Here is a 21,825-nt window from a genome sequence, read left to right as displayed (position 1 = left end):
CAGCGGCGCGGCTCAGCCCGCCTTGCGCGCCCGGCCGCCGAAGATGGCGGTGCCCACGCGCACCATCGTGCTGCCCGCGCTGATCGCCGCCTCGAGGTCGGCGCTCATGCCGAGCGACAGCGTGTCGAGTTCCGCGCCCGCGATGCCCGCGCCGCGGATCGCCTCGAACACCGCATGCGCGCGCAGGAACAATTCGCGCTGGGTTTCGAAATCCGCCGCCGGCTCCGGTATGGCCATGAGCCCGCGCAGCCGAAGTTGTGGCAGCGCCGCCACAGCCTGCGCGAGCGCCACGGCCTCTTCGGGCGGCACGCCCGACTTGTTCGCGCCGCCGTCCACATTAACCTGAAGGCATACATTCAGCGGCGGCAGGTGGGCCGGCCGCTGGGCCGACAGACGCTCGGCGATCTTGAGCCGGTCGATGCTGTGGACCCAGTCGAAGTGCTCGGCCACGGGCCGCGTCTTGTTGCTCTGCAGAGGGCCGATGCAGTGCCACGCGAGGCTGGCGCGCAGGTCAGCCAGGGCGGCGATCTTGTCCAGCCCCTCCTGCACGTAGTTCTCGCCGAAGGCCCGCTGGCCCGCCGCATGCGCCTCGCGCACGGCCTCGGGGCCGAAGGTCTTGGACACCGCCAGCAAGCGCACCGCGGCCGGGTCGCGACCGGCCGTTACACACGCCTTCGCGATCCGGTTGTTTACTTGCTGGAGGTCGTCGCCAATCATCGTCATAATCGTCCAAAATCGTATCAAAACGTCACCGAACTCGATTCGAGGAGCCCCGTGGACATCACCCAACTGCTGGCATTCAGCGTCAAGAACAAAGCCTCCGACCTGCACCTTTCCGCAGGCCTGCCGCCCATGATCCGCGTGAACGGCGACGTGCGCCGCATCAACGTCGACGCGCTCGACCACAAGGGCGTGCACGCCATGGTGTACGACATCATGAGCGACACGCACCGCAAGCACTACGAAGAGTTCCTGGAGGTCGACTTCTCGTTCGAGATCGACGGCCTCGCGCGCTTTCGCGTGAACGCCTTCAACCAGGCGCGCGGCGCGGCGGCGGTGTTCCGGACCATTCCCTCGAAGATCCTCACGCTGGAGCAGCTGAACGCGCCCAAGATTTTCGGCGAACTCGCGCTCAAGCCGCGCGGGCTGGTGCTGGTGACGGGCCCCACGGGCTCGGGCAAGTCGACCACGCTGGCCGCGATGGTCAACTACCTCAACGAGAACGAGTACGGCCACATCCTCACGGTGGAAGACCCGATCGAGTTCGTGCACGAGTCCAAGAAGTGCCTGATCAACCAGCGTGAAGTCGGCCCGATGACGCTGTCGTTCTCCAACGCGCTGCGCTCGGCCCTGCGCGAAGACCCTGACGCCATCCTGGTGGGCGAGTTGCGCGACCTGGAAACCATTCGCCTGGCCATGACCGCGGCCGAGACGGGCCACCTGGTGTTCGGCACGCTGCACACCTCGTCGGCCGCCAAGACCATCGACCGGATCATCGACGTGTTCCCGGGCGAAGAAAAGGAAATGATCCGCGCGATGCTGTCGGAGTCGCTGCAGGCGGTGATCTCGCAGACGCTGTGCAAGACCAAGGACGGCCAGAGCCGCGTGGCGGCGCACGAGATCATGCTGGGCACGCCGGCCATCCGCAACCTGATCCGCGAGGCCAAGGTGGCGCAGATGTACTCCACCATCCAGACCGGCCAGGGCTCGGGCATGCAGACGCTGGACCAGAACCTGACGGACCTGGTGCGCCGCAATACCATCTCCGCAGCCGAAGCCCGCGGCAAGGCCAAGATCCCCGAGAATTTCCCAGGCTGATCATGAGGCCCCCCGGCTTTTCACTTCGCTGCGCTTCGTGTAACTCCACCCCCCAAGGGGGAGGCGCGGCCGCCTTGGGGCGGCCCGGCGGTCGGCCGCCGGCAGGTTCAATTTAGACATCAAGGAGCGCTCTCATGGAACGCGATCAAGCCAGCCAGTTCATCAACGACCTGCTCAAGCTCATGGTGAGCCGCGCCGGCAGCGACCTGTTCATCACGGCCGACTTTCCGCCGGCCATCAAGGTCGACGGCAAGATCACCAAGGTGTCGCAGCAGGCGCTCGGCGCGCTGCACACGCTGGCGCTCACGCGCTCGATCATGAACGACCGCCAGACGGCGGAGTTCGAGCGCACCAAGGAGTGCAACTTCGCGATTTCGCCGACCGGCATCGGCCGTTTCCGCGTGAACGCGTTCGTGCAGCAGGGCAAGGTCGGCATGGTGCTGCGGACCATTCCCGCCAAGCTGCCGACCATCGACGGCCTGGGCATGCCGCAGGTGCTGAAGGAAGTGACGATGACCAAGCGCGGCCTGTGCATCCTGGTGGGTGCCACGGGCTCGGGCAAGTCGACCACGCTGGCCGCGATGATCGACTGGCGCAACGAGAACTCCTACGGCCACATCGTGACGGTCGAAGACCCGGTGGAGTTCGTGCACCCGCACAAGAACTGCGTGGTGACGCAGCGCGAAGTGGGCATCGACACCGACAGTTGGGAAGCAGCGCTGAAGAACACGCTGCGCCAGGCGCCCGACGTCATCCTGATGGGCGAAATCCGCGACCGCGAGACCATGGAACACGCGGTGGCCTTCGCCGAGACCGGCCACCTGTGCATGGCCACGCTGCACGCCAACAGCGCCAACCAGGCGCTGGACCGCATCATCAACTTCTTCCCCGAAGAGCGCCGCACGCAGCTGCTGATGGACCTGTCGCTGAACCTGCGCTCGCTGGTGTCGCAGCGGCTGGTGCCGACCGAGGACGGCGTGGGCCGCGTGGCCGCCGTCGAGGTGCTGCTGAACACGCCGCTGATCTCCGACCTGATCTTCAAGGGCGAAGTCGGCGAGATCAAGGAGATCATGAAGAAGAGCCGCAACCTGGGCATGCAGACCTTCGACCAGGCGTTGTTCGATTTGTTCGAGAGCCACTCGATCAGCTTCGAGGACGCGATCCGCAACGCCGACTCGGCCAACGACCTGCGGCTGCAGATCAAGCTCAACAGCCAGCGCGCACGCAGCAGCGACCTGGCTGCCGGCACCGAACACTTCGCGATCGTCTAGTCGATCGTCTTCTGCCAAGCGGCGAACACGCCCGCCGCCAGCGCAATCACCGCCATCGCGGTGAACCCGTCGAGCGAGGCCATGAAGGTGGCCTGCTGCTCGAGCGTGCGGTACAGCGTGCCCAGCGCCATGGCATGCGCTTCGCCGGCCGCATGGCCCGCCGCGGCGAACCCGTGGGTCAGCGACTCCAGCGCCTGCATGAAGCTGGCGTTCGCGGCGTTGGCCGACTCGCTCAGGCGCACCTCGTGCAGCGCCAGCCGGTGCTGCTGCAGCGCGATCACGCTCGATGTGGCGAATGAAATCGCCAGCTGCCGCACGAGGTTCTTGAGCCGGTAGCCGTGCGCGAACTCCTCGGCGGCGAAGGGCTTGAACGTGAGGTTGGCGACCGGCAGCACCACGAACAGCATCAGCAGCCCGCGCAGCAGCAGCGGCGCCAGCAAGGCCTCGCGCCCGGCCTGCGGCGTGACCCGCGACAGCCACCACGCCGCCAGCGCAGCAATGCCGAAGCCCGCGACGATGAGCCACTTCTTGCGCGTCAAGCGCCCCGAATAACGCAGGTAGACGAACACCAGCAGCCCGGTCGCGAGCGAGGCCGCGCCGGTGAAGTAGCCGGTGTTGCCGACGGTGAAGCCGAGCCCGCCCTCCATCATTCGCGGCAGCAGGTAGCTGAAGCCCGTCGAGAGGTAGTAGTACACGACGTACAAGGCCAGCCCCACGCGGAACGACGCATTGCGCAGCGCGTGCAGCCGCACCAGCGGCGCCGGGTGCCGCCACTGCTGCCAGCCAAACCATGCGAGCCCCGCGACACCGGCGAGCGTGAGCCCGATGAGCGCGGGCGAGCCCGTGAACAGCTCGAAGTGCGAGCGCGTGAGCACCACCTGCAGCGCGGCCTGCGCGAGCGCGAACACCACGTACGCGACGTAGTGCGGCTCGGTGCGCTCGTGCGGCGCCACGTCGCCGATGTCGGGCAGCGTCCACAGCACCAGCAGGCCGATCAGCACGGCGGCCGGCGCGGTGCTCGCGAACAGCCAGCGCCAGTCGAAATTGGCGACGAGAAAGGCGCCGGCAATGGGCGCCAGCGCGCCGCCGAACACGATCAGCACCATGAAGGCCTTCAGCGCCTTGGCACGGCGCGCGGGTGCAATGCCGATCTGGATCAGGATGCGGCAGGCGCCGAGCATCGGGCCCACGAAGTAGCCCTGCACCGCGCGCGCGGCCGTGAGCTGCATCGAGCTGTCGCACAGCGCCGCGCCCACGCCGCCCAGCGCGAAGGCGAACATGCTGACCGCGAGGTAGCGCCGGTAGCCCAGCCGCTCGACCCACGCGTGCTGCTGCAGGATGCCGAGCACCGCGCCCAGCGCGTACGCGCTGGAAGCCCACACCAGCTCGTCGGGCGAGGCGTTGACGCCGCCGGCGATGTAGCTCGCGAAGAAGGCGAACAGCGCGTTGTCGAAATAGTCGATGGCCGTGACGAGGCCGATGGCCCAGGGCAGCAGCGCGACCGCGGCATTGCCGCGCGAAGGCCACGCCAGGGCCGGGGCGTTCATGGCGCCGGCCGCTCCTTGCGGCGCTGCTCCAGTGCCTCTTCCACCGGTTCGCCGGCCAGGCGGCGCTCGACGTAGTCGAGGTCGCGCCGCAGTTGGCCTTGCAGCACGGCGGCCTCCTTGAGCTCCTTGCGGACCTGCGCCACGCGCGCGTCGAGCATTCCGAGCTGCTCGGTCAGCGTTTCGCGCAGCGTCTTGAGCGAGCTGTTCGACAGCCGCGGGCGCCCGCCCTCGGCCGGCGCCTCCATGGGCTGCTGAAGCATCGCGGTGATGGCCGTGAGCGAGAAGCCCAGCGAACGCATGCGCAGCACGCGCGCCAGCTTGTCGAGGTCGGCCTGCTCGTAGAGGCGGTAGCCGCCCTCGCTGCGCACCGGCACCACGATGCCCAGCTCCTCATAGTACTTGAGCGTGCGCGGCGTGACGTCGAGCCGGGCCGCGGCATCGCGCACGGTGATGGTCCTGGCGGGGTTGGCAACGGTCATGATGGGGCCATTTTACCCAAACCTGTACGTTCACGTTCATGTTTGGGTCATCGCACCTGCCGCGGAATGGCTTTAAGCTGTCGCCCCATGAGCAGCATCAACACCCGCACCTACGAATCCGTCCCCGCGCAGACCGTGGCCTTTCTCGGCCTCGGCGTCATGGGCGGCCCCATGGCAGGCCACCTGGCCAAGGCCGGGCACAGCGTCACGGTCTACAACCGCACGCCCGCCAAGTCGCAGGCCTGGGTCGCCGAATTCGGCGCGCCCGGCCGCCACGCCGCCACCCCGCGCGAAGCGGCCGCCGGCGCCGACATCGTGTTCTGCTGCGTCGGCAACGACGACGACCTGCGCTCGGTGGTGCTGGGCGACGACGGCGCCTTCGCCGGCATGAAGAAGGGCGCGGCCTTCGTCGACCACACCACGGCCTCGGCCGACGTGGCGCGCGAGCTGTCGAAGGCGGCGCAGGCGCTGGGCCTGCACTTCATCGACGCGCCCGTCTCGGGCGGCCAGGCCGGCGCGCAGAACGGCGCGCTCACGGTCATGTGCGGCGGCGACGCGGCCGTGTTCGAGCGCATCAAGCCGGTGGCCATGGCGTTCTCGCGCGCGGTCACGCTGCTGGGCGAAAGCGGCGCCGGCCAGCTCGCGAAAATGGTGAACCAGATCGCCATCGCGGGGCTGGTGCAGGGCCTGTCGGAAGCCATCGCCTTCGGCCAGCGCGCGGGCTTGGACATGGAAGCCGTGCTGGGCGTCATCAGCAAGGGCGCGGCCCAGAGCTGGCAGATGGAAAACCGCGGCAAGACCATGATCGAGGGCAAGTTCGACTACGGCTTCGCGGTCGACTGGATGCGCAAGGACCTGGGCCTGGTGCTCGACGAGGCCAAGCGCAACGGCGCGCGCGTGCCGGTGACGGCGCTGGTCGACCAGTTCTATGCCGACGTGCAGCAGGCCGGCGGACGGCGCTGGGACACGTCGAGCCTGATCATCCGCCTCAAATGAAAAAAGCCCGCTCAGCGGGCTTTTTCAATTCGGGGGTGCTTCTGTTGTTCAGCGCACCGGCGTGGTCGTCGCGGGCAGCGGCTCCATCGGCGGCAGCGGCACGCGCGACGTGGAACCAGAAGAAGACGACGGCGCGGGTGCGGGCGTCGAGGGCGTGGCCGACGTCACCGGTGCCGGGCCCTGGCCACCGCGCTGCGCGGCGGCCTGGTTCGCGGCCTGGCTGGCCGCCAGATCGGCTTCGGACACGATCTCGACCACGCGCACCACCTTCACCACGCCCGTCACGCCACGCGTGATTTCGGTGGCGCGATCGGTCTCGCGGCGGGTGGCGATGCCCATCAGGTAGACCACGCCGCGCTCCGTCACCACCTTGAAGGAATTGGCGAAGATGTCCTTGGCGTCGAGCAGCGAGGCCTTGATCTTGCCGGTGACGTACAGGTCGTTCGAGCGGTCCTGGAAGGTGCTCGGCGTGCCGATGGTCAGCTCGTTCACCACCGAGCGCACGTTCACCACGCGGCTCACTTCGTCCTCGACGCGGCGGCGGTCGGCGTCGTTGCCCACCGCGCCGGTCAGCAGCACCTGGCGGTTGAAGCTGGTGACGCTCACGTACATCTGGTCGTTGGCGATGTCGCGCACGCGGGCGGCGGCGCGCAACTCGATGCCCTGGTCGTCGAGCTGGGCGCCCGAGCTGCGGCGGTCGGTGGCGACCATGCCCACGCCCACCACCGCCGCGCCGCCCACCACCAGCGGCACGCAAGCGGAAAGGCCGGCAACCAGTGCGGCGCCCATCGTCAGGGCGATGGCGAAACGTCGGGCCGGTGTCGTTGTCAGGGGTGCGAAGGTCATGGGGAAACTTCCTGTTCTCCGAGTAACTGGGCATCCACGCCGTCGCACAGGCAATGCAGGGCGAGCAGGTGGACTTCGTGAATTCGCGCCGCACGCTCGTGCGGCACGCTGATCTGGACGTCGGTTTCGCGCAGCGCGCGGCCGATGACGCCGCCGGTGCCGCTGCTGCCGGCGCCCGGCGTCGAGGGCGGGCCCGACACGGCATTGCCGAGCAGCGCGACCACGGTCATGTCGCGCTCGTGCGCGGCCATCACGGCGGCCAGCACCGCCGCCGACTGGCCGCTGGCGCTGAGTGCCAGCAGCACGTCGCCGGCCTGGCCCAGCGCGCGCACCTGGCGGGCGAAGCGGTCGGCGTCGATGGCGTTGGCGCTGTCGGCATTCGGGTCGGTGCTGTCGCCGGGCAGCGCGATGGCGCCGAGCTCGGGCCGCTCGCGTTCGAAGCGGCCGACGAACTGCGCGGCGAACTGGGCCGCCAGCAGCCCCGACACGCCAGCACCGCAGGCGAGCACCTTGCCGCCGCTGGTCACGCAGGCCAGGATGGCCTGCATTGCTTGCGAGATGGGTTTGCTGAGGACCGGGCCGGTCTGGTATTTGAGGTCGGCACTGTCGATGAAGTGCTGCTGAATACGTTGCTCGAGCATGTGGCGGGATGATAACTGGGGGTTGTGAAACAAGACGTGTGAGTTGTGGAGCCTTCAGGAGGGCTTCAGTTCCCGCGCGGGCGGCATCAGCCGGCGTCGAAGGCCGCTTTCAACCAGGTGATTTTCTCCTCGACCAGCACCACGTCGAAACGGCACGGCGGCAGCACGCGCAGCTGGTTCAGGTAGTGGCGCGCGGCGAACACGATGCGCCGCTGCTTCAGGCCCGTGATGCTGCCGCCCGCGCCGCCGTGCGCACCGCTGCTGCGCTGGCGTACCTCGACGAACACCAGCGTGTGGTCGCGCGGATCGCGCATGATCAGGTCGATCTCGCCGCCGCCGCGCCCGGGCGTCCGATAATTGCGCGCGACCAGCACCAGGCCGGCGTCTTGCAGATGGTCGAGCGCGGCGTCTTCCGCCGCATCGCCGCGATGCTTCGTTGTGGTGGTCTTCATGGCTCCCTGCCGTCTTCTTGTTGTCGTCGTCGTTCATTCTTGTCACGGAGAAACCTCTTGGCTTCACTCGCCCCTGCTTCTTTCGGCGCCGCCCTCGCGGCCGCGCACGACGCCGCGGGTGCGCAGCATTATCCGCAGGGCACGCTCTACGTGGTCGCCACGCCGATCGGCAACCTCGCCGACATCACGCTGCGCGCGCTGCATGTGCTGCAGCTGGTCGACACCATCGCCTGCGAAGACACCCGCCACACGCAGGGCATGCTGCGCGCCTACGGCATCGACCGCCCCGGCGCGCGGCTGCTGGCGGTGCACCAGCACAACGAGGCCGAGGCCGCGCAGGCCGTGGTCGCGCGGCTCGCGCAGGGCGAACGCATCGCCTATGTCAGCGACGCCGGCACGCCCGGCGTGAGCGACCCCGGCGCCCGCCTGGCCGCCGCCGTGTGCGCGGCCGGCCAGCGCGTGCTGCCCTTGCCGGGCGCCAGCAGCGTGACCACGCTGATCGGCGCGGCGGGCCTGGTGGCCGACGGCGGCGACGGCAACGCCAGCAGCGCCTTCGTGTTCGCGGGCTTCCTGCCGAGCAAGGCCGGCGAGCGCGACACCGCCGTGCAGGCGCTGTCGCAGGAGCCGCGCGCGTGGTGCTGCTGGAGGCGCCGCACCGCATCGAGAGCCTGGCGCGCGCGCTCGCGACGCTGGGCGAACGCCGCATCACCGTGGGCCGCGAGCTGACCAAGCAGTTCGAGGACATCGCGACCGTGGCGGCCAGCGCCCTGCCCGACTGGTTCGGCGCCGACCGCGACCGCACGCGCGGCGAGTTCGCGCTGGTGCTGCACCCGGTGGCGGTGAGCGGCGACGGCGGGGCCGAGGGCGAGCGCGTGCTGCGCCTGCTGCTGGCGGAGCTGCCGGTGAAGACGGCGGTGAAGCTGGCGGCGGAGATCAGCGGCGCGCCGCGCAATACGTTGTACGACCTGGCGCTGCGCATCCGCAACGACGCTGCCGACGAATAAACGAACGGCCGCTACGCATCCAGCTCCGCGTAGCGCCTGAAGATCCCGTCTTCATTGAACGCAATGCGACGCGGGCTCTGCAGATAGTCGTGCACGCGCTGGCGGCGCTTGACGTTGCCATGCAGCTTCTCGACGGCGGGCGTGGCCGCCAGCGCCCGTGCCGTGGCCTTCGGGAATGCATAGTGCAAGCCGTCGACCAGCTGGAACAGCGACAGGTCCGCATAGGTCAGCACATCGCCCACCAGGTGCAGGCTGCCCGCGGGGTTGCGCTGCAGCACCTGCTCGAACCAGTTCAGGAACTTGGGAATGCGTTCGTCGCGAAAAGCCTTCGCGCGCTGCACGGCCGCGTCGCGCTGGTCTTCGTAATAGGCGCCGGTAGAGATCGGGTGGTGCGTGTCGTGCGCCTCGGCCACCGCGTCGGCGATGGTGAGCTGCAGCTGGTGCGTCCACAGCCCGTCGGACTCGCCCACGCCCGACAGGCCGAGTCGCGGCCCGAGGTACAGCAGGATCGCGGCGGTCTGGCCGACCACGATGTCACCGTCGACCAGGAACGGCGGCGCGAACGCGGGGCGCGCGTTGTCGGCATCGCCCAGGCGGCGGCCCAGCGCGGACTCGCCGCCGCCCTTCGATGCGGGCAGCCGCGCCACGTCGACGTACTCGGCGCCGGCCGCCTCGAGCGCGAGCCGCACGAATTCGCCGCGGCCCTGGATGGTGGGCCAGTAATGCAGTTGGTATGGCATGCGGCCATGGTGTCAGGGCCGGCGCGCCGCCGCAACCTTTTGGGACGAAGCGTCGGCATCGGCTGACACGCGCTGTCAGCGCAGCACCATGCCCGCCAGCACCACCACCAGCAGGCCCAGGTAGACCCAGGTGTGGATGCGGTCCGGAATGCGCCCGATCAGCGGCGCGGCCGCGCGCACGCCCATCAGCGAACCCGCGACCAGCGCGCCGAACGCGGGCACGTCCACATAGCCGACGTGCCACCCTTCCAGCGACGCCGCCGAGTTCCACGCAAGCGCCATGTAGGTGGCGGTGCCGGCCAGCGCGATCGGCAGCGACAGCGGGTTGGCCATGGCCGTCGCGCGCGTCATGTCGACGCCCCGGCGGCGCATCAGCGGCACGGTCATCACGCTGCCACCCACGCCGAGGAACGCGGCGACCAGGCCGATGACGAAGCTGCCGAAGGTGGCGACCTGGCGCGACAGCGGGCGCGCCACGGACGGCGCGGTGTGCGCGAGGAAGCCGGGCCGGAACACGCAGTCGAGGATGGTCGCGCCGAGGTACACGATGAAAGCCCAGCGCACGAATTCGCCGTCGGCCGCGACCGCCGCCGCCGCGCCGACGACCGCGCCGGCACCGATGGGCCGCAGCAGCGGACGCACCTGCGCCCAGTCGAGCGTGCCGGCGCGCTGGTGCCGCCGGGTGGCGAGCAGCGCGCTGACGATCATCACGCAGGTCGAGGTCGCCACGGCGATGTGCATGGCCGACTGGCCGGTGGCGCTGTCGGCGCCGTGCGTGAGCACCAGCGCCTGGTAGAGCAAGGGAACCACGACGAAGCCGCCGCCGAAACCGAACAGCACGGTGGTGACGCCTGCCAGGCACCCGAAGGCGGCAAGCACGAGATAGATCGACACGAAACACTCCTGGACACGTGGAACAAGAGCGTCACGATAGGTCGGCATGGCTTGGCGTGCTTGCGCATGTAAGCCAATAATGTTTGCGTTTTTGCCAACCTCCTTTTTTCCGGCCCGCCATGCGCAATGTTCCGCTCGCTTCCGTGGATGCCATCGCCCGCCCGGTGCTGGCCATCGGCACCGACTACCCGCCGGGCACGATGCTGCACACGCACAGCCACCGGCGCGCGCAGTTGCTGTACGGCGCCACGGGCGTGATGGAAGTGGGCACCGACGACGGCGCATGGGTGGTGCCGCCGCAGCGCGGCGTGTGGATTCCGGCCGGCAAGCCGCACCGCGTGCGCATGCTCGGCGTGAGCACGCGCAGCCTCTACATCGAGCCGCGCGACGCACCGCGCAAGGGCGACCAGTGCGAGGTGCTGAACGTGTCGCCGCTGCTGCGCCAGTTGCTGATGGAAGCGATCGAGGTGCCCGTCAAGTACGACAGGCAGGGCCGCGACGGCGTGCTGATGAAGCTCGTGCTGCATGAGGTGGCGGGCGCCGAAGCACTGCCGCTGCTGCACGTGCCGCTGCCGCGCGAGGCGGCGCTGGCGGGGCTGTGCGTGGAATTTCTTCGCCGGCCCGACATTCACGCACCGCCGGCGACGTGGGCCGGGCAACTGAACGTCAGCGAGCGCACCTTCAACCGCCGCTTCAGCCTCGAGACGGGCATGGCCTTCGGCAGGTGGCGCCAGCGCGCCTGCGTGCTGGTGGCGCTGTCGCGGCTCGCGGCGGGCGAGCCGGTGACCACCGTGGCGCTGGACATGGGCTACGACAGCCCGGGGGCGTTCTCGACGATGTTCCGCAAGACGCTGGGCCGACCGCCCTCGCACTTCACGATGGCGTAGCCGCACCGGGCCGCGGCCGGCCGCGGCTACAGGCTCACCAGAATTTCCACCAGGGGCGCGGTGCCTGGCGCAGCGCGAGCGGGCGGGTGTCGAGGTCGGCGTTCGAGGGCGCGATCGAGTCGCCGCAGCGGCGCCGCATTTCGGTTTCGAGCGCGTGGGCGATGCCGCGCGCTTTTTTCTCTCCGCGCAATGCGCGGCGCCGCCATTCCGCGGCATGCGCGGCCAGGCTGGCCTCGTCCAGATCAGTCAACTCCGTCATGTGTGGGGGAAGAAAAAAAACCGGGAGCCTTTGAGAGCTTCCGGTTTGATATGTGGTCCCGCCGCCAGGAATCGAACCTGGATCTCAGCCTTCGGAGGGCCGAATTCTATCCGTTGAAATACAGCGAGAGAGGGCTCCGGCAATCACCGGAGCCACGCATTATCGCCTATCAGGCGACGAGGGTTTCGGCTTCGTGCACAACAGCCGCGCCGCACTGTGCGCGGCCGAAGCCCAGACCCGCCAGATAGACCCGGAAAGTGCGCCTGCCGGTGGGCACGAGGTCGAAGCCCTCGGGGTCGAGCAGCCAGTTCTGGATGAGCCCGCTGATGAGGGCGTGCAGCCCCTGCGCCGCCACGGCGCCGGGCACCGGCAGCTTGATGTGCGCGCGGCGCGCGGCCAGCCGCAGGGCTTTTTCGAAGTCGCCGATGCAGGCGTTGCGGGCGTCCAGGTGGCGCTGCTGCACCGAGGCCATGTCGTGCGTGTACTCGACCTTGTGGGTGGCGATGTCGAACACGCGGCGCACCTGCGGGTCGGTGGTCATGAGGGTCAGGGCGTGGGCCATGCCCTCTTCGATTTCGGCCAGGGGGTCGTCGGTGCCGTTGGCAACGGCGGCCTTCGGCCCGGCCTCGAGCGGCAGGATGACGCGCTCCATCATGGCGTTGAACAGGTCGGCCTTGTCCTTGAAATGCCAATAGATGGCGCCGCGGGTCGCGCCGGCCTGCTGCGCGATCTGCTGCAGCGTGGTCTGCGAAACCCCTTGCGCCTGAAACAGCAGCTCCGCGGCATCGAGCAACCGATGACGCGTGGCCATTGCTTCTTCCTTCGTACGACGTGCCACCAAGTCTCCTGATTTGTAAAGGCAACGCCCTTTACGTATCGTGGGGCCATTGCGTGGCTGTCACTATACATCCATGAATGTATGTAAACTACCGGGCTTCCCCGATGGCCCGCCTGGCTGTACAGGTTTCCGGTTCGCGTTCCGCGAACGCGCCATCTCCCGTCTTCGCTTCAAAGGAATCGCATGCCTCTCCTGCATGTTTCGCGTCAATCGTCCTTTTCGCCGCGTCTCGCGACCGTGGCCGCCGTCGTCCTGCTGGTCCTCGCGGGCTGTGGCAAGAGCGACGCGCCCGCAGGTGCCGGCGGCCCCGGCGGCGGCGCCCACCCGGCGCCCGAAGTCGGCGTGGTGGTGGCGGCACCGACCGATGTCGGCCTCGTCACCGAGCTGCCCGGCCGCCTCGAGGCCTCGCGCATCGCCCAGGTCCGCGCCCGCGCCTCGGGCATCCTGCTGAAACGCGAATTCCGCGAAGGCAGCGACGTGAAGGCCGGCCAGCTGCTGTTCCGCATCGACCCGGCACCGCTGGTGGCGGCCTCGCAGAACGCCCAGGCCACGCTGGCCCGCGCCGAGGCCAACGCCGTGCAGGCCAAGGCCCTGGCCGACCGCTACAAGCCGCTGGTGGAAGCCAACGCCGTGAGCAAGCAGGAATACGCGACGGCCGTGGCCTCGCAGAAGACGGCCGAAGCCGACGTGGCCGCCGGCCGCGCCGCCGTGCAGACCGCCAAGATCAACCTCGGCTACGCCGACGTGACCTCGCCCATCGCGGGCCGCATCGGCCGCGCCCTCGTGACCGAAGGCGCGCTGGTGGGCCAGGGCGACGCCACCGAGCTGGCCGTGGTGCAGCAGATCAACCCCGTGTACGTCAACTTCACGCAGTCGGCCTCCGACGTGCTGAAGCTGCGCCGCGCGCTGGCCGACGGCCAGTACAAGCGCGCCGGCGGCGAAGAAGCCGCCAGCGTCCGCGTGGTGCTGGAAGACGGCTCCGACTACCCGCTGGAAGGCAAGCTGCTGTTCTCCGACCTCACGGTCGACTCGACCACCGGCCAGATCACGCTGCGCGCCGAAGTGCCCAACCCCAAGGGCGAGCTGCTGCCCGGCCTCTACGTTCGCGTGAAGCTCGAGCAGGCGCAAGCCACCAACGCGATCACGCTGCCGCAGCAGGCCGTCACGCGCACCCAGCAGGGCGACACCGTGACCGTGGTCGACAAGGACGGCAAGCTGGCCAAGCGCACGGTGAAGATCAGCGCCGCCAAGGACAACCAGTGGGTGGTGCTCGACGGCCTGAAGGCCGGCGAACAGGTGATGGTCGACGGCTTCCAGAAGCTGCAGATGATGCCGCCCGGCACGCCCGTGAAGGCGGTGCCGTGGACCAAGCCGAACCCGAACGCAGCGGCCGCCCCGGCCGCCGCCGCCCCCGCTGGCGCCGCCGCACCGGCAGCCCCGGCCGCGGGCGAGAAGAAGTAATCAGGAGCGCGCCCGCAAATGGCCAAATTTTTTTATCGACCGCCCGATCTTCGCGTGGGTGATCGCACTGTTCATCCTCGTGGTGGGCGGCGTGGCAATCACCCAGCTGCCGATCTCGCAGTACCCGCCGGTGGCACCGCCCGCCATCGTCATCAACGTCGCCTACCCCGGCGCCTCGGCCCAGACGCTCGAGGACAGCGTGCTGTCCGTCATCGAGCGTGAAATGAACGGCTCGCCGGGCCTGATCTACATGGAGTCGGTGGCCCAGGCCGACGGCACCGGCTCCATCACGATCAGCTTCGAGGCCGGCACCAACGACGACCTGGCGCAGGTGGACGTGCAGAACCGGCTGTCGCGCGCGACGCCGCGCCTGCCCGCCGCCGTGACGCAGCAGGGCGTGCGCGTGGACAAGTCGCGCAACAACTTCCTGATGTTCGTGATGCTGTCCTCGGACAACCCGAACTTCGACCCGGTGGCGCTCGGCGACTACGCGGCGCGCAACGTCGTGCCCGAGCTGCAGCGCGTGGTCGGCGTGGGCCAGGCCCAGCTGTTCGGCTCCGAAAACGCCATGCGCATCTGGATCGACCCGGCCAAGCTGCAGGGCTACAACCTGTCGGCCACCGACGTCAACAACGCCATCCGCGCACAGAACGCCCAGGTGTCCTCGGGCACCATCGGCGACCTGCCCAACATTCCCGGCCAGGCCATCGCGGCCACGGTGGTGGTGAACGGCCAGCTCGCCAACGTCGACCAGTTCAAGAACATCGTGCTGCGCGCCAACACCGACGGCTCGACCGTGCGGCTGAAGGACGTGGCCCGGGTCGAACTCGGCGGCCAGTCGTACGCCACCTCGGCGCGCCTGAACGGCGTGCCGGCGGTCGGCGTGGGCGTGCAGCCCACGCCCAACGGCAACGCGCTGCAGTCGGCCAAGGCGATCCGCGCCAAGATGGCCGAGCTGGAGCGCTACTTCCCGCAGGGCGTGAAGTGGGCCATTCCGTACGACAGCTCGCGCTTCGTGCAGATCTCGATCACCGAAGTGGTCAAGACGCTGCTGGAAGCCGTGGCGCTGGTGTTCGTGGTGATGTTCCTGTTCCTGCAGAACTGGCGCTACACGATCATCCCGACCATCGTGGTGCCGATCGCGCTGCTGGGCACCTTCGCCTCGCTGCTGGCGCTGGGCTTCTCGATCAACGTGCTGACCATGTTCGGCATGGTGCTGGTGATCGGTATCGTGGTGGACGACGCCATCGTGGTGGTGGAGAACGTCGAGCGCATCATGAGCGAGGAGGGGCTGTCGCCGCTCGAAGCCACGCGCAAGGCCATGCGCCAGATCTCGGGCGCCATCATCGGCGTGACCGTGGTGCTGATCTCGGTGTTCGTGCCGCTCGCGTTCTTCGCGGGTTCGACCGGCAACATCTACCGCCAGTTCTCGGCGGTGATGGTGGCGTCGATCGGCTTCTCGGCGTTCATGGCGCTGTCGCTCACGCCGGCGCTGTGCGCCACGCTGCTCAAGCCCGTGGAAGCAGGCCACCACCACGAGAAGACCGGCTTCTTCGGCTGGTTCAACCGCGGCTTCGCGCGCACGGCCAAGGGCTATGAAAGCGTCGTTGCGCGCGTGCTGCGCCGCGCCGCGCGCTACCTGGTCATCTACGTCGCGATCATCGGCGCGGTGGTGTTCACCTACACCCGCCTGCCCAGCTCGTTCCTGCCGCAGGAAGACCAGGGCAACATCATCGTGAACGTGCAGCTGCCCCCGGGCGCCACGCAAGAGCGCGCGCTGTCGGTCATGCAGCAGGTCGAGGGCTTCATCCTGAAGCAACCCGAAGTGCAGAGCATGGTGGGCGTGATGGGCTTCAGCTTCTCGGGCCAGGGCCAGAACGCGGGCCTTGCCTTCGTGACGCTGAAGGACTGGGACGAGCGCAAGGACCCGGCCCACTCGGCCAGCGCGCTGGCCGGCCGAGCCTTCGGTGCGCTGTCGGGCATCCGCGACGCCTTCATCTACCCGCTGAGCCCGCCGCCCATTCCCGAGCTGGGCAACGCCAGCGGCTTCAGCTTCCGCCTGCAGGACCGTTCGGGCGCGGGCCACGAAGCGCTGATCAACGCACGCAACCAGCTGCTGGGCATGGCCGGGCAGAGCAAGATCCTGTCGCAGGTTCGCCCTGACGGCCTGGAAGACGCGCCGCAGCTGCAGATCGACATCGACCGCGACAAGGCCAACGCCCTGGGCGTGAGCTTCGACGCGATCAACAACACGCTGTCGACCGGCCTGGGTTCGAGCTACATCAACGACTTCCCGAACCGCGGCCGCCTGCAGCGCGTGGTGGTGCAGGCCGACGCGCCGGCGCGGATGCAACCCGACGACCTGCTCAAGCTGAACGCCAGCAACTCGCAGGGCCTGCCGGTGCCGCTGTCGGCCTTCGCGACCACCAAGTGGGTCACGGGCGCCACGCAAACGGTGCGCTACAACGGCTACCCCGCGATCCGCATCAGCGGCGACGCGGCCGCCGGCTACAGCACGGGCGCCGCGATGGCCGAGATGGAAAAGCTCGCCTCGCAGCTGCCGCAAGGCTTCGGCTTCGAATGGACCGGCCAGTCGCGTGAAGAAAAGCTCGCGGGCTCGCAAGCCATCGTGCTGTACGGCTTCGCGATCCTGGCGGTGTTCCTGTGCCTGGCCGCGCTGTACGAGAGCTGGTCGATCCCGCTGTCGGTGATTCTGGTGGTGCCGCTGGGCGTGCTGGGCGTGCTGCTGGCAACGATGCTGCGCGCCTATTCGAACGACGTGTACTTCCAGGTGGGGCTGATCACCATCATCGGCCTCTCCGCGAAGAACGCGATTCTGATCATCGAGTTCGCCAAGGACCTGCAGGCGCAGGGCAAGGGCGTCATCGAATCGGCACTGGCCGCCGCGCACCTGCGGTTCCGCCCGATCGTGATGACCTCGCTGGCCTTCGGCCTGGGCGTGGTGCCGCTGGTGCTCGCCTCGGGCGCGGGCTCGGCCAGCCAGCGTGCCATCGGCACTGGCGTGCTGGGCGGCATGGTGACGGGTACGGCCCTGGCCGTGATCTTCGTGCCGGTGTTCTTCGTGGTGGTGCGCAGCCTGTTCAAGGGCAGCGCGCGCCAGCGCGAGGCCGACAAGCGGCACGCCGAAGCCGCCGGCATCTCGGAGGAAAAAACGCATGACTAAGAAACTGATCCCTACAGCCCTGGCAGCGGCAATGCTGCTGGCCGGCTGCTCGCTGATTCCGACCTACGAGCGCCCCGCCGCGCCGGTGCCGACCACCTTCCCGGGTGACCCGGCGCAGCCGGCCGGCCAGGCCGCGGCCAGCCTGCCCTGGCAGGACTTTTTCACCGACCCGCGGCTGGCGGGCCTGATCCAGACGGCGCTGGCGAACAACCGCGACCTGCGTGTGTCGGTGCTCAACATCGAGCAGGCGCGCGCGCAGTTCCAGGTCGAGCGCTCGGCGCTGTTCCCGGCGCTGGGCCTGACGGGCACGGGCTCGCGCTCGGGCCCCAACCCGTACCAGGGCGTCGAGCCCGGCATGGGCAGCGTGGCCTCGCAGTACAGCGTCAACTTCGGCTTCACGGCCTGGGAGCTGGACTTCTTCGGCCGCATCCGCGCGCTGAAGGACCAGGCGCTGGCACAGTACCTGGCCACCGACGAAACCCGCAAGGCGGTGCAGATCAGCCTGATCGCTTCGGTGGCGAACGGCTGGCTCACGCTGCTGGCCGACGACCAGTTGCTCGAGATCACGCGCCAGACCATGGTCACGCGCGAAGAGTCGGTGCGCCTCACGAAGATGCGCTTCGACAACGGCGTGTCGTCCGAGCTCGACTTCCAGTCGGCCAACTCGCTGCTGGAAACGGCCCGCGCGGCCTATGCACAGCAACAGCGTGCGCGCGCGCAGGACGAGAACGCACTCGCCCTCCTGCTGGGCGCGCCGGTGCCGGCCGAGGCCACGGCGAACAACGCCAAGGGCCTGGACGGCATCCAGCCGCTGCCCGACGTGCCGGCCGGCCTGCCCTCGGACCTGCTGGCCGAGCGGCCGGACATCCGTTCGGCCGAGCAGCAGCTGATCGCGGCCAACGCCAACATCGGCGCGGCGCGCGCGAACTTCTTCCCGCGCGTGTCGCTGACCAGCTCCATCGGCACCACCAGCACCGAGTTCTCGGGCTTGTTCGACCGCGGCTCCAAGGCCTGGTCGTTCGCGCCCACGGTGACGCTGCCGATCTTCGACGCGGGCCGCAACATCGCCACGCTCGACTCGGCCAAGGCCGGGCGCGAGATCGCGGTGGCGCAGTACGAGAAGTCGATCCAGACGGCGTTCCGCGAAGTGGCCGACGCCTGGCGGGCCGCGCCACGCTGGGCGAGCAGGTGCGCGCGCAGCGTGCGCAGGCCGACGCGGAAGCGGTGCGCTTCAAGCTGTCCGACCTGCGCTATCGCAACGGCGTGGCCAGCGCGCTCGACCTGCTCGACGCGCAGCGCTCGCTGTTCACGGCGCAGCAATCGGCGGTGACCACGCAGCTGCTGCAGCTGCAGAACCAGGTCACGCTGTACAAGACGCTGGGTGGCGGCTGGGCCACACGCGACAAGGGTTGAGACGCATCGGCGTCCGATAAGGGTAGGTCCCTTGCCCGCTGAGGCAAGGGGTCTCTCTATAATCGCCGGTTGGTTAGGACAAGCCCCCCGACGAGCCCCCGATAATTGAGGACGCCAATGAGCGCAGACCCGCATTACCAGGCCACAGAAGAAGCCCACACCGGGCCCATCAAGAACCCGAAGCAACTGCTGCTCGCGGTATTTTTCTCCTTCATAGCACCGATCCTGATCATCGTGGGTCTGGTGTCGTACGTGGTCTCGGGCGACAAGCCCGCAGGCACCGCGCAGGGCGGCGACATGTCGCTGTACGGCGTGACCAAGGAAGCGCGCGACCGCGAAGTGGCCGAGCGCCTGAAGAAGGTCGGCGCCATCGAGATCCGCGACGCCAACCGCCCGCTGGCGGCCGGCGAGGCCGTGTTCAAGGCCCAGTGCGTTGCCTGCCACGGCGCGCCCGGCATCCCCGGTGCTCCGCACTTCCAGGACGCGGCCGCATGGGGCCCGCGCATCGGCCAGGGCTATCCGACCCTGCTTGAGCACGCACTGAAGGGCAAGGGCGCGATGCCTGCCCAGGGTGGCGGCGACTTCGAAGACCTCGAAATCGGCCGTGCCGTGGTCTACATGGCCAATGCCGGCGGCGCCAAGTTCCCGGTGCCTGATCGTCCGGCCGCCGCGGAAGCTCCGGCGGAAGGCGCAGCCCCCGCTCCTGCCGCAGCGGCGGCAGCTCCGGCGGCCAGCACGCCGGCAGCCAACTAAGCGTTTTCCCTAGTCCTGAAACAAAGCCGGCCCAGCGCCGGCTTTTTTCATTCAGGGGGCCGACGTGACTGTTTCGGCGTGGCGCTGCGCAGGGCTCAGCACGTGCCCGAAGCGGCCGGGCAAGGCGTCGGCCCGCACGGCCTCCGGCGTCCACAGGCCGCGTTCGACGGCCTCGGCCGCAATGCCCACGTCCTGCGTATGCACCAGCCCCAGCCCGATCGGCGCGACCAGGTAGAGCAGGCCGTGCTCGTCGAGCAGGCAGCCCGACACTTCGACCCGCTGGCCGGTGTGGGAAGTGACAGTGAAAGCGCCGGTCTCGTCTTCCGACACGCGCCACACCAGCGGCGCGGCCTCCAGCTCCACGTACACGCGCTGCGGCCCGTTCTGGAAGAACCACTGCCCGTCGTCGTCGTGCTCGTAGTTGCGGTGAATGAAGTCGATCAGCTTGTCGTGCTTGAGCATCGAGCCCTTGGCCGTGCGAAACGGCCCCTGGGCCTGCGTGCGGTCGTCGCGCATGTACCAGTTGCCGCGCGCATCGAGGCCGAGCCAGCCGTAGCAGTGCGGCACGTTGGGCCATTTGGCGAGTGCCTGTTTGACGATGTCATCCATGGCGCTATTTTGCTCGCCCCCAGGCTGCGCGCACTTCGTGTCGCTTCTCCTACCCCCTACCGGGGGCGGCCCCATGAAAAAACCTGCCGTCAGACGTGGCGCGCCAGCCAGCCGCCCACGCGCTGCGGCATGCCGCGCACATGCCCCGGCGGCAGCGCCCCCATCGGAAAACCGACATGCCCGCCATGCGCGGGCTGCCACAGCGTGACGTGCGCGCCCACCTGGCCGGGCAGCGGCAAGCTGCTCGCGGGAATGAAGGGGTCGTTGCGCGCGTTCACCACCAGCGCGGGCACGCGGATCGACGCCAGGTGCGGCTTGGCCGAGCCCCGCGACCAATAGTCGTCGGTGTCGCGAAAGCCGTGCAGCGGCGCGGTGAACACGTCGTCGAAGTCGTACAGGTTGCGCGCGGCCAGCAGGCGGTCGCGGTCGAACAGGCCCGGAAACTGCGCCAGCTTGGCCATCGCCTTGGGCTTCATGGTGTTCAGGAACATGCGCGTGTAGACCAGCTTGTTGAAGCCCTTGCCGATCGCCTCGCCGCCCGCCGCGAGGTCGAGCGGCGCGCACACCGAGGCCACGGCGCTCACCACGCCCGAGGCCGTTTCTCCGGCTTCGGAGGCCCATCGCATGAGCGCATTGCCGCCCAGCGACACGCCTGCCGCCAGCACCGGCCCGCCGCCTTTCAGCGTGTGCTGCTCGCGCATGCGCGCCAGGATCCAGCCGATCTCCTCGAAGTCGCCCGAGTGGTAGGCGCGCGGCGCCAGGTTCAGCTCGCCGCTGCAGCCGCGGAAATGCGGCACCGCGAAGGCCATGCCCTGCGCTGCCGCGAACGCCGCGAAGGCTTCGGCGTAGTGGCTGCGCGACGAGCCTTCGAGCCCGTGGAACAGCACCAGCAGCGGCGCCTTGCCCGGCACCGGCGCATCGACGAAATCGACGTCGATGAAGTCGCCGTCCGGCGTCGGCCAGCGCTCGCGCCGGTAGACCGGCGCCGGCCCGTCGAAGCGCCGCGCATAGAGCGCGGCCCAGATGGTCTGCAGGTTGCCGCCGGGCAGCCAGCGCGGCGCCGCGTAGTCCATGGCCGTCAGGGGAGAAGAACCGGAAGCGGAAGGAGCGGAAACGAAGGAAGGCATCAATGCAGGGTCTGGGGCGGATCGTTCGCGTCGTCGGGTTCGCGCGCGCTGCCGGGGCTTGCGTGGTGCGCCACCAGGCGCCAGCCCTGCGCGGTCTTGTGATAGACGTTGGTGGCCAGCACGAACGCATGGCGCGGGCCTTCGGCCGTGAGCACCTCGATGCGTTCGAGCACGTTGTGCACCGCGCTTGCGAGCGATTCGATCTTGCGCACCCGCGCCGGCATGGCGTGGATGGCGCCGTTGCCGAACATCTGCTCGAAAGCCGCGCGGATCGCGACCGCCCCCACCAGCCGGGGGCCGCCGGGGTGCACGCAGAACACCTCGTCCTCGTCGGCCCAGCAGGCCATGAGCGCATCGATGTCGCCGCGTTGCAGCGCTTCATAGAAGGCCGCTTCGACGTCGTCGGCAGTGCCGCCGATCGCCGCGGCGGCGCGGAGTGGAGTCTTGGGCATGGCGTGATTCTGCCGTGCCGTCCGTGACGGCGGCACTGCACCGCTTTGGCCCGGCCCGCACCGCGCCGCCGCAATCCGGGCTGATCGCCTGCTCCACTTTGGACCAAATGGTCAAAACGTGGATGGCTATTTTTGCTAAGCCATTGATTCAAAA

Annotated in this window: 20 protein-coding genes, 1 tRNA gene and 2 pseudogenes; 9 read left to right on the top strand and 14 right to left on the bottom strand. The window is 69.0% G+C overall.

All coding sequences use genetic code 11. The annotated features are described in order from the left end of the window. Positions 1 to 12: 12 nt before the first annotated feature. The gene (locus tag BMG07_RS13540) at positions 13 to 723 is read right to left on the bottom strand and encodes a YggS family pyridoxal phosphate-dependent enzyme (RefSeq protein ID WP_198085011.1); all 711 of its coding nucleotides are present in this window, start codon (positions 721 to 723) and stop codon (positions 13 to 15) included. 51 nt (positions 724 to 774) lie between these two features. Here BMG07_RS13540 and BMG07_RS13535 point away from each other — a divergent pair, with 51 nt between their 5' ends. Then, positions 775 to 1,818, top strand: a complete 1,044-nt coding sequence (locus BMG07_RS13535; RefSeq protein ID WP_198085010.1) for a type IV pilus twitching motility protein PilT — start codon at positions 775 to 777, stop codon at positions 1,816 to 1,818. A 134-nt stretch (positions 1,819 to 1,952) separates the two neighbouring features. Further along, on the top strand, positions 1,953 to 3,089 hold the full coding sequence (locus tag BMG07_RS13530; protein ID WP_198085009.1) for a PilT/PilU family type 4a pilus ATPase: 1,137 nt from the start codon (positions 1,953 to 1,955) through the stop codon (positions 3,087 to 3,089). Here BMG07_RS13530 and BMG07_RS13525 read toward each other — a convergent pair. Continuing rightward, positions 3,086 to 4,636, bottom strand: coding sequence for an MFS transporter (locus BMG07_RS13525; protein ID WP_198085008.1), 1,551 nt, complete (start codon positions 4,634 to 4,636; stop codon positions 3,086 to 3,088). The two genes, BMG07_RS13530 and BMG07_RS13525, sit on opposite strands and share 4 nt — an antisense overlap. Continuing rightward, a complete protein-coding gene (locus BMG07_RS13520; RefSeq protein ID WP_198085007.1) occupies positions 4,633 to 5,115 on the bottom strand; it encodes a MerR family transcriptional regulator in 483 nt (160 codons plus the stop codon). Before BMG07_RS13520 ends, BMG07_RS13525 begins: the two co-directional genes overlap by 4 nt. A gap of 87 nt (positions 5,116 to 5,202) precedes the next feature. Between BMG07_RS13520 and BMG07_RS13515 the strand changes: the two genes are divergently transcribed. Next, positions 5,203 to 6,111, top strand: a complete 909-nt coding sequence (locus BMG07_RS13515) for an NAD(P)-dependent oxidoreductase (protein WP_198085006.1) — start codon at positions 5,203 to 5,205, stop codon at positions 6,109 to 6,111. Positions 6,112 to 6,159: 48 nt separating this feature from the next. Here BMG07_RS13515 and BMG07_RS13510 read toward each other — a convergent pair whose 3' ends face one another. The 3 genes from BMG07_RS13510 to BMG07_RS13500 all read right to left on the bottom strand — a co-directional run bounded on the left by BMG07_RS13510 (position 6,160) and on the right by BMG07_RS13500 (position 8,050). Then, entirely contained in the window at positions 6,160 to 6,957 is a 798-nt protein-coding gene (locus tag BMG07_RS13510) for a BON domain-containing protein (RefSeq protein WP_198085005.1), read from the bottom strand. After that, on the bottom strand, positions 6,954 to 7,598 hold the full coding sequence (locus BMG07_RS13505) for an SIS domain-containing protein (RefSeq protein WP_198085004.1): 645 nt from the start codon (positions 7,596 to 7,598) through the stop codon (positions 6,954 to 6,956). Before BMG07_RS13505 ends, BMG07_RS13510 begins: the two co-directional genes overlap by 4 nt. An 86-nt stretch (positions 7,599 to 7,684) precedes the next feature. Continuing rightward, positions 7,685 to 8,050: a YraN family protein gene (locus BMG07_RS13500; RefSeq protein WP_198085003.1), complete on the bottom strand. Its 366-nt coding sequence runs from the start codon at positions 8,048 to 8,050 to the stop codon at positions 7,685 to 7,687. 57 nt (positions 8,051 to 8,107) lie between these two features. On the opposite strand from BMG07_RS13500, the pseudogene rsmI reads away from it, so the two are divergent. After that, positions 8,108 to 9,054, top strand: a pseudogene (rsmI, locus tag BMG07_RS13495) (16S rRNA (cytidine(1402)-2'-O)-methyltransferase). Between the two features lie 11 nt (positions 9,055 to 9,065). Here the strand turns inward: rsmI and BMG07_RS13490 are convergent. Both BMG07_RS13490 and BMG07_RS13485 read right to left on the bottom strand, forming a co-directional pair. Then, a complete protein-coding gene (locus tag BMG07_RS13490) occupies positions 9,066 to 9,794 on the bottom strand; it encodes a glutathione S-transferase (RefSeq protein WP_198085002.1) in 729 nt (242 codons plus the stop codon). Between the two features lie 75 nt (positions 9,795 to 9,869). Continuing rightward, positions 9,870 to 10,736, bottom strand: coding sequence for a sulfite exporter TauE/SafE family protein (locus tag BMG07_RS13485; protein WP_198085001.1), 867 nt, complete (start codon positions 10,734 to 10,736; stop codon positions 9,870 to 9,872). 71 nt (positions 10,737 to 10,807) lie between these two features. Between BMG07_RS13485 and BMG07_RS13480 the strand changes: the two genes are divergently transcribed. Further along, positions 10,808 to 11,575 carry a helix-turn-helix transcriptional regulator gene (locus tag BMG07_RS13480; RefSeq protein ID WP_198085000.1) on the top strand — a complete coding sequence of 256 codons (768 nt, stop codon included), beginning with the start codon at positions 10,808 to 10,810 and terminating at the stop codon, positions 11,573 to 11,575. 34 nt (positions 11,576 to 11,609) lie between these two features. On the opposite strand, the gene BMG07_RS13475 is transcribed toward BMG07_RS13480, so the two are convergent. The 3 genes from BMG07_RS13475 to BMG07_RS13465 all read right to left on the bottom strand — a co-directional run bounded on the left by BMG07_RS13475 (position 11,610) and on the right by BMG07_RS13465 (position 12,645). Continuing rightward, on the bottom strand, positions 11,610 to 11,834 hold the full coding sequence (locus BMG07_RS13475; protein ID WP_198084999.1) for a hypothetical protein: 225 nt from the start codon (positions 11,832 to 11,834) through the stop codon (positions 11,610 to 11,612). 53 nt (positions 11,835 to 11,887) lie between these two features. Further along, positions 11,888 to 11,962, bottom strand: a tRNA-Arg gene (locus BMG07_RS13470). 41 nt (positions 11,963 to 12,003) lie between these two features. Next, positions 12,004 to 12,645 (bottom strand): TetR family transcriptional regulator, encoded by a 642-nt coding sequence (locus tag BMG07_RS13465; RefSeq protein ID WP_269758927.1) that lies wholly within the window; start codon positions 12,643 to 12,645, stop codon positions 12,004 to 12,006. A 210-nt stretch (positions 12,646 to 12,855) separates the two neighbouring features. Between BMG07_RS13465 and BMG07_RS13460 the strand changes: the two genes are divergently transcribed. From BMG07_RS13460 to BMG07_RS13445, 4 genes and pseudogenes are all read left to right on the top strand, one after another. Beyond that, a complete protein-coding gene (locus tag BMG07_RS13460) occupies positions 12,856 to 14,133 on the top strand; it encodes an efflux RND transporter periplasmic adaptor subunit (protein ID WP_198084997.1) in 1,278 nt (425 codons plus the stop codon). A 34-nt stretch (positions 14,134 to 14,167) separates the two neighbouring features. After that, positions 14,168 to 17,317, top strand: coding sequence for an efflux RND transporter permease subunit (locus tag BMG07_RS13455; RefSeq protein WP_198085033.1), 3,150 nt, complete (start codon positions 14,168 to 14,170; stop codon positions 17,315 to 17,317). After that, positions 17,310 to 18,730, top strand: a pseudogene (locus BMG07_RS13450) (efflux transporter outer membrane subunit). Before BMG07_RS13455 ends, BMG07_RS13450 begins: the two are co-directional and overlap by 8 nt. A gap of 117 nt (positions 18,731 to 18,847) precedes the next feature. Beyond that, positions 18,848 to 19,483, top strand: coding sequence for a cytochrome c5 family protein (locus tag BMG07_RS13445; RefSeq protein ID WP_198084996.1), 636 nt, complete (start codon positions 18,848 to 18,850; stop codon positions 19,481 to 19,483). A gap of 51 nt (positions 19,484 to 19,534) precedes the next feature. Here the strand turns inward: BMG07_RS13445 and BMG07_RS13440 are convergent, their stop codons facing one another. From BMG07_RS13440 to BMG07_RS13430, 3 genes are all read right to left on the bottom strand, one after another. Further along, positions 19,535 to 20,092: a DUF2946 family protein gene (locus BMG07_RS13440; protein ID WP_198084995.1), complete on the bottom strand. Its 558-nt coding sequence runs from the start codon at positions 20,090 to 20,092 to the stop codon at positions 19,535 to 19,537. An 89-nt stretch (positions 20,093 to 20,181) separates the two neighbouring features. Then, on the bottom strand, positions 20,182 to 21,165 hold the full coding sequence (locus tag BMG07_RS13435; protein ID WP_198084994.1) for a YheT family hydrolase: 984 nt from the start codon (positions 21,163 to 21,165) through the stop codon (positions 20,182 to 20,184). Positions 21,166 to 21,218: 53 nt separating this feature from the next. Further along, a complete protein-coding gene (locus BMG07_RS13430) occupies positions 21,219 to 21,671 on the bottom strand; it encodes a nuclear transport factor 2 family protein (RefSeq protein ID WP_198084993.1) in 453 nt (150 codons plus the stop codon). Positions 21,672 to 21,825 lie beyond the last annotated feature (154 nt).

Source organism: Variovorax sp. E3 (assembly GCF_016082275.1).
In the GTDB taxonomy this organism is placed as follows: Bacteria; Pseudomonadota; Gammaproteobacteria; order Burkholderiales; family Burkholderiaceae_C; genus Variovorax.
The sequence above is the reverse complement of the archived record's forward strand: the minus strand, read 5'-3'. Positions and strand labels throughout refer to the sequence as shown.